Below are 7,569 nucleotides of genomic sequence, written 5' to 3'. Positions count from 1 at the left end.
CGCATGTTTTCGTAAATTTTGCCTAAAAAATCCAATTATTTGGGTCATCTCTTACCGGGCTGTTTTTTTCCTTATCGTGCTCGGAAATGGTTTTATGGTTGGTTTAGCTCCCTTTTATGCTCGTTAGTGGCTTTTGGTGCGTTTTTTGAGCATGGGGATTTAATTGTCACTCGGAATAATTTTGCGAGTGACCTGCATCTGCAGGTCCGGATTCGCATTTCTATTTCGAGGAACGGAAACATGGACTTTGGGAGACGCAGGCGGCTTGGCTTTACGTTGGTCGAGCTATTGGTTGTCATTGAAATCATTCGCGTTTTGGTTGGCTTGCTGTAGCCGGCCGTTCAAGCGGCACGGGAAGCGGCTCGCAGGATGAGTTGCAGTAACAATTTCAAGCAGCTTGGGCTGGCGATTCACAACTACCACAGCGCTTACAACGGCGCTCCAATGCAGGGTGTCGGGACCGACATTGGCAATGGCAGTCATAATTGGTGGTCCAGCTACACGAACCACAATTATTGGCGTCTGAGTGCATTGGTTGGGATGACTCCGTTCATGGAGCAACAGGGGATTTGGGAACAAATCACCAACCCAAATTCAGAGCGAACTGATGGGAACACAGGCGCGGGGATTGGAACACCAACTAACCCGTGGCCCGCCATGGGACCAACCCCTCAGAACATCCAGTACAAACCTTGGGCGACTGAGCTGCCGACGCTGCGTTGTCCCAGCGACCCTGGTAAAGGCTTGCCTAGTCTTGGTCGAACCAACTACGCGATGTCGATGGGCGATTCGTTTTGGTGGACCATGCACGGTGATCTTCGACCGGCAAACTCGGGGGCTGCCAACAACTACGCGCAGCATTCTCGCGCGGCCAACCGTGGTTTCTTTGTGAAGCACAAGCAGATGCGGTTCCGCGATGTGCTCGATGGTTTGTCCAACACGATCGCGATGGGTGAGATTGCCACCGACCTGGGTGACCTCGACAACCGAACGCGAGCGAAGCGTCACCCGGATCGTCAGCCCGCGCAGACAGCGATCCGCCAAAACCCACGGTTGTGCATCGAAGATCCAACCATGATCGATCCCCAGCGACCCCAGTTTTGGACAGCGGGGGCGTTGGAGGGCAATGGCAAAGGGCGAGGGTTCCGTTGGGCGGATTGCCAGAACGCCCAGTCGCAGGTTCACACCATTTTGCCCCCTAACAGTCCCACCTGCATTCCGCACGATTCGAATGGGCCATCGATCATGACGATGTCAAGTCGTCACCAGGGTGGAGTGCACGTTTTGATGGGCGACGGCGCCGTGAAGTTCATCACTTCGTCGATCGAGGCGGGAAATCAAAACAACCCAGTGGTTTGGCGAAACGGAAACGATGCCAATATGAACCAACCGGGGGCAAAGAGCCCGTACGGTTTGTGGGGAGCACTCGGCTCGCGTGGTGCCCGCGAAGTCATCGATCAGGAATTCTGATTCCAATCACTGCGTCAGGCTGATGAAAACCTGATGCGGCAATTCCTTCGAAAACGAAAAAACGCCACGTTGGTTTCAACGTGGCGTTTTCTTTTGGTTGGATTGGCCGAGTGAGATTATTCGGCTGCTTCCATTCCTTCATTCGCAGCCTTTTCTTCTTCAGCGATCATGCGCTCGTACTCGGCGATTGCGTCGAGGTCGGTGGAGTCCACAACCGAGGCAGGTTCATCCGAGCCACAACCGGGCAATGCACACGCGCCAAAGGCGACCAAAGAGGCGAAGCAAACGCCTTGGATAACTTGTTTCATCATTTTGTACCGAAAGGTTGAATGGGGAGATCAATCAACCCACAACTTAGCAGAGTGATTCGAAATTGAGAATTGTCCCCACCCGCTGCGGAGGTGTTGCCGTTTTATTCGACCCTCGTATGTCGATGTTGTTGGCTCCCCCCAAAACTTCGTTTCAGGTGAGGTGCGCCGCGTGCCCCCCAAAAAATGCACCACCTCGTGCAATCCAGGAATCAACTTGGCATCCGCAGGCAGAACGTCAATGGTGACCGCTTGTCGACTCAGTCGTCAACGGCGTTTCAACGCATGCAGGATGGGCACTCTTGCCGGTCAGAGTCGGCCAAGACCACCCATCACAACCCGAAGCGTGAGTTTTGATGGTGCGCTTTTCTCAAAACCGGAAGCGTCAGCTTTTTCATAACCCGACGCGTCAGCGAGGGAAAAACGATGTTAACTTCGCCTCGCTGACGCGTCGGGTTATGAAAAAGTCAATGCCTCACGCAAAAGCCCAACTTCAAAAAGCGTGAGCGAGGGACCCACCCAACTCTCGCGACGGCCCCATCCGGGGCGAACGCCCAAACGGCTCAAATGGTTCTGCCCGTTCGTCTCCGCCTACCCGCTTGAACGGTGTTCAGGAGGGCGAATTCAACCGCGTGGATGAAACGCGATTTCGTGAAACTAGTTCGGTGGTCGTTCGTGGCTTGATCCGTCTTGTCGTCGCCCGCAAAGTTTCGCTATTCCGGATTTTCCTCAAGACCGTTTCGGTTTGTTGTCGATCCGTGGAGGGGGAGATGTTGCGCCTGGAGAGTCCTGTACGTGGAGGATGTTTCCGTCGACCACTCACGTTCCAAAACGAGAGAAGCACGCATGACAACCGCGTCCAAACACACAGATCCAAGCCGTCGTTCCAACCCGTCTCGCACGGAGTTTGAAGAACTGGCGCCAACCCTGCTGCGATTGCCCGATTTGTATCCGCCAACGGATGCCGGTGAAGCTTGCGCGGAGGAGGAGTTGCTGTCCGAAGAGCAGAACGTTGCTGATTCTCCGGGGATGCAAGAGATGCTGGATGCGGCGGCGCGAACCACAGTGGACGCGGCCAATCAAGCCAGCGTCACAAGGCTGCCTGATCTGGCACCGGTTGTTTCGAAGGAACCTGTGCCGGTACCACCGAAAGTAGCGATCGACGAACCCGTCATGGCTCCAAAGCCAACCGAGTCCTTTGCTGCGAATCAGTCGAGTCCTTCGTTGCGGGCACCGTCTCTGGAGGCAATCCGGGAATCCGTTTCCACGAAAGTGGGACGCGATGAATTGCAAACTGGAGCCTCCGAATCATTTAGCAATCGGGCATTGGCGCTGGCTGGCTCTCGCAACACTTTGTTGGTGTTGTTGGCCCTGGTCGCGTGCTGGGCGGTGTTTGCACCGCGACGCAATTCCAACGCTCGTCAAAACTCAGAAGCCTTGAGTGCGAAAGATCCCGCGGTCAATGAAACGGCATCGAAAACCGGTGTGAAGTCCGGGAGCGATTCGTTGGCTGTCAGCAAAGAGCAACGCCGTCCAACGATTTCTCCGTCCGATTTGAAATCGTCGCCAAGTGCCGGTTTTGCCAAAGCGCTGTCGAAGAAACCTTCCGAGGCAGTCTCCTCGATTGCCGGTGCGTCCAATGCGGATGCTTTGCGGCCAGAGGGAGGTCATCGCCCCGCGGATGCGACTGTGAGAGTGAACACGCCACCCCATTCAATGAGCAAAACCAAACTCGACCAACCAGCACATGCAGGCGACATCGGGCCGGTTCCAGGTGGAACCAGTTTGGTGCAATCGCAATTGGCTTCCTCGCCCATGCAACGTGGTGTTGGTGGAGTGCCGCCTTTTGATTCGGCTCCTTTTCACAGTGAGCCGCCTGCAGAATCGGCTTCGCCCGTTGTCGGGGAACCTGAAGGTGCCGCGACCAATCTTGAATCCAATATGACCGCATCCGATTCCGATGTGAATTCCGAGTTGAGCCTGCCGCCCAACGATGATGTTCTCCCAGAAGAACAAGGCGTTCCAGCGGATTCGGAGTTGCCTTCCGTTCCTGTGCCATTGCAAACGGGGACTCCGGGACCGATCACCAACTGGATCGACTACCTACCGCCATTGCCGTCTGAACTGGGTGAGCAAGCGTCTGTGAATGTCGAGCAACCGGCATCGACGGATGGATTCCCAACCACCCAATCGCCTCGCTCGCCTGATTTTCAGTTCGCATTGCCAGGCGATGGGCCGGAGGTTTCAGTTGGAAACCAGGTTCCTTCTTCTGGGGAGCAACCCGAAGCCAGAGTCGCCGCCCCGTCTTTCTTTCCCGAATCCAATCTGCGCCGCTGAGTGACAGGGGAACGTGATGAATCAACCGAATAACTTCATTCAATCGCACGCCCGGAATCGCCGTTATGTGTCGAAGACGGTGGCCCAGATGCAGGCCGTCGATTCGATCGATTCCGCTGTCGTGCCGCCGCGAGCGAACGATGGCACCGTCCAAGAATCGTTGACTGGTTTGGCGCGATCTGAACGAGTCACCCGCCGATTGGACGAGGCAGTGTTGCGGTTGGACCGTGCTGCTTCGATGCGTCGTCAACGAGACTCGGGCGGTTCAGCCGGAGTCGCCGCGGAGGCGGAAGTTCCCGTTTCTGAAGAACGCGTCGTTCCGGCTCCAAAGTCGCACTTGTTGCAAGATTCTCCGTCGGCAATCAAGCGTCCTTCGGATCGCCTGAAGCCACTGCGTGGCGATCGTCGCGACGATGCGACGGGGATGCAATTGGATGCGTCTGTGACCGAGTCCACGTCCATTTGGATGGAAACCGCGGACCAATCGACTCGTTTGCGAATCGATCGTCCCGTGGATGTGGACGACACTGCTCGCCGGATTGGCGAGCCATTGATCGTATCGGGCGTGGCGAGAGTTCCCGCTTCGCCGGTCATCGATACCAATACAATCGAAACCGAAATTCCGTCGGTGCCGCCCGTCGAAGCGGAGCCGCCCCGCGCACCCGTTCACGAGCCAGAATTGCACTCCGTGCCTGACATTGCGTCTCGCATGACGCAGCAAGTCAGCGAAGCGGAGCGTTATCTTGCTGAGTCGATGCAGCAACAAACGACGGAAGTCGCCGGGCCAGCCCCGGTTGCGGAACCCGTTCCTGCGGTTGAAATCCAGCCCACTGCGGTTCCAGTGGAAGAACCCAAAGAGGTGGCCAAGCGAGCGTTTGTTGCGGCCTGGCAAGTGACCGAGCTGGATATCCCGGACACTGTGTCGGAATTGTTCCTATGCGGGACTTTGGCCGATCAACTGGGGCAGCACATCGTCGACGCACAGCTCGACGGATTGGGCTCCATTGCCGTGACCAGTGTGCTTCCTGGTGAAGGTCGGTCGACCGTTGCGATGGGCATCGCGCTCAGTGTGGCATTCACCGGAATGAAAGTCGCTTTGGTCGATGCCGACATCGATGGGCCGACGCTGGTCGACGATTTCGCGTTGGAGTTGGACCAGGATTGGATCGATGCCATTCGCGACGGCATTCCTGTGGAAGAAGTCGCCGTGTCTTCGGAGAGCGACGCGCTGACGTTGATTCCGTTGTTGTCAGGTGCAAACGAGCTTTCACCTGCCGCGAGCGAATTGGAGCAGGTGGTCGAGCGACTCAAACAATCCTTTGATTTGGTGATCATTGATTGCGGAACCGCTGATTTGGCAACCGCCGGACTTTGCGATTCCGCCTTGATCGTGCGAGACGTCAGCCGCACGGACGAATCCGACGTGGAGACTCTGGTCGGCGACCTACGCCGGAACGGACTGACCGGCGTTGGGATCGTCGAAAACTTTTGCCACGACGCCGAGTGAACAACGCTCGTCACAGCGATTCATCAGCGTTCGCGAAAAAGTTCGCTGATCGATTGATCGTGGTGAATCCGCTTGATCGCTTCGGCCAAGAGCGGTGCCACCGAGAGTTGGACCAAGTTGGGAAGCAGTTTTTCACCCGTGACTGGAATCGTGTCTGTCACGGTGATTGAATCAATTGGAGCTTCGCGAAGTCGTTCAATCGCGGGGCCGCACAGGACACCGTGCGTGCAGGCGATGTGAATCTCTTTCGCACCGGCTTCGTGAACCAACCGAGCGGCACCGCAGATCGATCCGGCGGTGCTGATCATGTCGTCGAACATCAACGCGATCTTTCCTTCAACGGGACCGCCGATGATCGTGTTTTGGCGGACTTCCAAAGCGTTGGTGCGTCGTTTGTCGACGATCGCGAGGCTGCCGCCGAGTCGTTTGGTATGACCAAGTGCGCGTTTGATGCTGCCTTCATCGGGGCTGACGACGACCACCTCGTCGCCTGAGAATCGGCGGCTGACGAAGTGATCGTTGATCACCGGCGCGGCGTACAAGTGGTCAACCGGCACGTCAAAGAAGCCTTGGATTTGGGCCGCGTGCAGGTCCATGGTGAGAACGCGATCGGCGCCGGCTCGCGTGATCAGGTTGGCGACCAATTTCGCCGTGATCGGCACGCGGCCTTCGTCTTTGCGGTCTTGACGCGCGTACCCAAAGTAGGGAATCACGGCGGTGATGCGTTCAGCGCTGGCACGTTTGCAGCAATCAATCATTGTCAACAACTCAATCAAGTTGTCGTTGACAGGTGGGCAAGTCGGTTGCACCAAGAACACGTCGCGGCCACGAACGTCTTCATCGAGTTTGCAGTAGTTCTCGCCGTCTGGGAATTGCCCCAGCGTGATGCGAGCGGGTTTCAGGTGCAGGTGACGACACAGTTTTTCAGCGAGGTCATGGTTTGCTTGGCCACTGAAGATTTTCTGTTCACGCATAACCCATCGCTCGCATTGTTTGGTCGACCAATTGAAGTTCCTCAGGGTTGTTGATGGAAAGCGATTCGCAATCCTGCAAAACGGGCAAGGCTTCGACAGGTCGTCCGGCTTCGTGAAGCAGACGAGCACAGTCGGTCAGGTAATATTCGCCTTGAGCGTTGTCATTGCTGAGTTTGGAGAGCGAATCGAGCAGGTCCGCGTTGTTGAACAGGTAGGTGCTCATGTTCACTTCGCGAATTTCGCGTTGTGCGTCGGTCGCGTCTTTGTGTTCCACGATGCCGGTGAATTGCCCACTTTCATCTCGGACGATGCGGCCGAGGCCCGTGGGGTCTTCTTTGGTCAGCGTGCCAAGCAGCAAGGCGGGACGCGTGGCTTGGAAGTGCTCGATCAACTTGATCAGACTCGATGGCTGAATCAAGGGCGAATCACCCGCGATCACCAGCGTCAGACCATCGTGATCGGCCAACTGGTCCTGGCACATTTGGACGGCGTGGCCGGTGCCAAGCTGTTCGGTTTGTTCCGCGAACGATAGTGAATCGTCCTGGCGGGTATTCAGTTCCTTGCGGACCAGGTCGGCTTCGTAGCCCACCACTGCGATCTTCTTTTGGATGCCCGCTTTATCCGCGGCATCCAATACGAAGTGGATCATGGGCCGATCGACGACCGGGCACAGCACTTTGGGGAGTTCGCTGTTCATGCGAGTTCCCTTGCCTGCGGCCAGCACAACGAGGCACACGTTGGCATTGGTAGTCGAGGGAGAGGGTTCTGTCTTTTGAGTCATCGGAGGTCCGAGAAAGCCGTCGGCGACAATGGGGATGGCGAGTGAACAATGACGCGGGCCAACATCGTCCCTTGCAGGTACCTTTCGGGCAAGCCGGTACCTTGCCTGAACTGCCGGAGAGGGCGTTGTTGATGCGGTGAGCCCCCTCACCCCCGCGAAGGTGTCATCCAGGAATCGAAATGGCATCCGCAA

5 protein-coding genes and 1 pseudogene are annotated in these 7,569 nt (G+C 56.7%); 3 read left to right on the top strand and 3 right to left on the bottom strand.

Annotated elements, in window-relative coordinates; genetic code table 11:
* The first annotated feature begins 240 nt into the window (after positions 1-240).
* Positions 241-1,470, top strand: a pseudogene (locus ACF8AM_RS09550) (DUF1559 domain-containing protein).
* Positions 1,471-1,586: 116 nt separating this feature from the next.
* Here the strand turns inward: ACF8AM_RS09550 and ACF8AM_RS09545 are convergent.
* Positions 1,587-1,781 carry a hypothetical protein gene (locus tag ACF8AM_RS09545; RefSeq protein ID WP_392555414.1) on the bottom strand — a complete coding sequence of 65 codons (195 nt, stop codon included), beginning with the start codon at positions 1,779-1,781 and terminating at the stop codon, positions 1,587-1,589.
* 843 nt (positions 1,782-2,624) lie between these two features.
* Here ACF8AM_RS09545 and ACF8AM_RS09540 point away from each other — a divergent pair.
* Entirely contained in the window at positions 2,625-4,115 is a 1,491-nt protein-coding gene (locus ACF8AM_RS09540; RefSeq protein WP_392555413.1) for a hypothetical protein, read from the top strand.
* 13 nt (positions 4,116-4,128) lie between these two features.
* Positions 4,129-5,622, top strand: a complete 1,494-nt coding sequence (locus ACF8AM_RS09535; protein WP_392555412.1) for a tyrosine-protein kinase family protein — start codon at positions 4,129-4,131, stop codon at positions 5,620-5,622.
* Between the two features lie 23 nt (positions 5,623-5,645).
* Here ACF8AM_RS09535 and ACF8AM_RS09530 read toward each other — a convergent pair whose 3' ends face one another.
* Both ACF8AM_RS09530 and ACF8AM_RS09525 read right to left on the bottom strand, forming a co-directional pair.
* Entirely contained in the window at positions 5,646-6,596 is a 951-nt protein-coding gene (locus ACF8AM_RS09530; RefSeq protein ID WP_392555411.1) for a ribose-phosphate diphosphokinase, read from the bottom strand.
* Positions 6,589-7,332 (bottom strand): sugar phosphate nucleotidyltransferase, encoded by a 744-nt coding sequence (locus tag ACF8AM_RS09525; RefSeq protein WP_392555416.1) that lies wholly within the window; start codon positions 7,330-7,332, stop codon positions 6,589-6,591. The genes ACF8AM_RS09530 and ACF8AM_RS09525 overlap by 8 nt, the downstream gene beginning before the upstream one ends.
* Positions 7,333-7,569 lie beyond the last annotated feature (237 nt).

The organism is Rhodopirellula sp. JB055 (assembly GCF_043100905.1).
Lineage (GTDB): Bacteria > Planctomycetota > Planctomycetia > Pirellulales > Pirellulaceae > Rhodopirellula.
This window is presented reverse-complemented; position numbering and strand designations above follow the sequence as displayed.

Excerpts from the sequence above, each read along its gene's own strand:
- ACF8AM_RS09530 (WP_392555411.1), bottom strand. The coding sequence starts at position 6,596 with ATGCGTGAACAGAAAATCTTCAGTGGCCAAGCAAACCATGACCTCGCT.
- ACF8AM_RS09545 (WP_392555414.1), bottom strand. The coding sequence starts at position 1,781 with ATGATGAAACAAGTTATCCAAGGCGTTTGCTTCGCCTCTTTGGTCGCC.
- ACF8AM_RS09540 (WP_392555413.1), top strand. The coding sequence starts at position 2,625 with ATGACAACCGCGTCCAAACACACAGATCCAAGCCGTCGTTCCAACCCG.